Source organism: Streptomyces sp. NPDC090442, assembly GCF_044769405.1.
Taxonomy (GTDB): Bacteria; Actinomycetota; Actinomycetes; order Streptomycetales; family Streptomycetaceae; genus Streptomyces.
In genome coordinates, this window is record NZ_JBIVXW010000204.1 from 1 (window position 1) to 2,581 (window position 2,581).

General features: G+C 54.7%; 1 protein-coding gene and 1 pseudogene. Both read left to right on the forward strand.

Annotation, left to right across the window (positions count from 1 at the left end):
* Window positions 1-243 (forward strand): annotated as a pseudogene (locus ACIQU6_RS44345) (transposase); the annotation flags it as partial.
* 205 nt (window positions 244-448) lie between these two features.
* The gene (locus ACIQU6_RS44350) at window positions 449-2,062 is read left to right on the forward strand and encodes a hypothetical protein (RefSeq protein ID WP_403488361.1); all 1,614 of its coding nucleotides are present in this window, start codon (window positions 449-451) and stop codon (window positions 2,060-2,062) included.
* Window positions 2,063-2,581: the final 519 nt, after the last annotated feature.

Consider the following 2,581-nt stretch of genomic DNA (forward strand, 5'->3'; position numbering starts at 1 on the left):
GATCTCCGCAAGCCCTGGGAACGCCCGGCGAAGCCGGGCCGTCTCACCCCAGCCCGCGTCCGCCGAGGATTTCGCCGCCTCCGCCAGAAAGCGCCTCAGCCGGCCGGCGCACCGAAACCCAACAAGGCCGGCCCCGGCCGACCAGCCGGCTCGAAGAACAGACACCCAGCCGGCAAACACCCCGTCGGAAAACAAAGCAAAACAGACACTGCCAAGATCACTTCAAACCGGCAGGCAGCATAAACGCCAAGGTGAGGACATGTGGCTCAATCGAGTGACTTGCGGAACATCACAGCAAGGATGGGAACTAATCATGCCCCCCGTTCCAAGGTGGCCCTGGAAGCCCGTACGACTTCCCGCCCCTCCCCCAGCGACAGCATGGCGCACGGTATATATTGAATGGCTTGGACAACCACAGAAAATACAAGGAAAGGAAATTCGCCCAGGAGTGGCGGCAGTATCCTCCCCGGCGCATTATCGAAAATTGTATAGCGAACTCTTAAGGTTCTGGGGATCCCTTCCGGAGTGGGACGTTTATCCAGGGCTAATCGAACTGGAGGAGTCGGAATTCTATAGTGAGGTCGACGGATTACTTAGACTCATCGAGAGCACATCCACAGGGAAGGGATTAGTCACCTTTTTCGGAAAATGTCAACCAATACCGGACCTTGGCGGGCCGTTTGAGTGGGAGTATGGATTTGACGATTATGAACTAAGAATGAATGGGCGACGACTGAATGCATTCTATGCGGAGAGCGGGGAGGGAGGAAGTCGCGCAGACATAACTTGTCTAATTATTCAGAGCTGTCAAAGCGGCCTGAATAAAACCTACTCTCTTAATGTTTATCCAGACGAGGACGAGCGCGGTCACGGGACGTTCGCTGTAGTGAGCTTCCACCCTAGGTCCGTCTATCTGATAGATGACACGCTGCTGGCGCCAGAATTAGGTCTTGCCCATGAGCTGATCCATGCCGCCCATCATGTGGCTGGATCTTTTCATAGGAAATCTCACACAAGGCGCCGATGGCAGAATGATCACCGTGGTCTTGCCAGAACCATGTTCCAAGGGAGGACCGGCCGTTCTACCGAATCCGTGGATGAACTCGAAAGAGACCCAGATAAGCTTAACTCCCTTGATCCTGAACAGCGCAAAGCATTTGAACGCGACAAGGAAGATCTTTTTAATCTCACAATTCTCGCCAAGCGTATGCTGGACAAGCATGCACCAATTAGCAAGGAGGGGATTGGTGGAGTGCCTAATATAGGCATATATTATCAAAAACTGACAGACTACGAGGAGGCCATCACTGTAGGGAATGACGTCTTTAGGGTCTGGCTCAGCAGCAGAAAGAAGTGGGAGACGATCTCTAATCCTGTATTTGCAGCGGATTTGCCGCCAGAATTCATTTACGCAAACGAAATATCGAATCGAATGCTGGGCGCAGCGGGAAGGGTGAGGGATCCCGGCCTCCGTATGAAGCGTACGATTTGGGCGCAAGCAATAAAGGAGCAGAGGGCGATTTCGCATCAAATATGCGAAATGGGGATCGCGATAGAAATGAGGGTCAAGCCTCGCAGGTCTTATGCTCCGACCCTTTCGTGGGCCAAACCCACTCCTGCATGGAAGCATGAGGAGGGGGCGCTCCCTTGTTCCAGGTTAGAGATCGATGATGCTGTATTCCAGGGGCAAATGGATCCAATAGCTAGACTAATCGGATGGCTAGATCGGAACGGCCATCAGAATGGCGAGTTTCGCCGAATCGCCAAAGATTACTATGACGATCTGGTGAACTGGGCTGCGTGGGCAGCATCTCGTGCGGGCGGGACAGGAGCTCAAGAGTATGACGTGCCACCTCGTTCGTGTTTTGGTGGGGAGCCAACCTCAGACGTGTCCGTCGATCCTGCGCTCGTTTCAGATTTCGCTAAAGAGCAAGCGGGAATTGCCGTTGCTGATCTCGAGTCGCATCCAGAGCTCGCAAATATGGTCACCTTTAGTAACAACCGTCTCTATCGCACTGGGCTACCTTTACTGATTGTCCCGAGGGGGGTGGCGAGAAAGTGAGCCCTCAACTTCGATCCACCGCGTGACGGGTGCCCTTTGGGGAGGGAGACGAGAAGAGGTGCCTGCTGACCTGGGATGATGGGAGTTCTCACGCTTCCAACAGGCCCGACCAGCAAGGCACCTCGTACTACAGCCGGAGACCTTGTGACCGTGTCTCGGAGTTGTCGTTGACCGAGCATGATGCGGGACGTGACGGCTGAGCTGATAGCCGAGTGGCGTGACGAACTGGTGAAACTTACGGGCTTGTTGGGGCAATGCCGCGTAGTTAAGTTGCTCGGTGTTCTGTTTCCACATATGCACAGCGACGTGCCCGTGTTGGTTGTGGATAGTCAGTTATCCTCGGTCCTGCTCTTTCGTTGCGACGGCGTACTGGTTATGGTCCTCGTTCAGGGTGGGATTCGGGACGAGAGGGCTGTCTCCGGTGCAACGTCGATTGATTAGGCGGCTGGTGTCATCCGGCGGTGCTTGGGTGATGCTGCATCAGGTGTCGTGATCTGCAGGATCGCTGGGCCGTTCGGT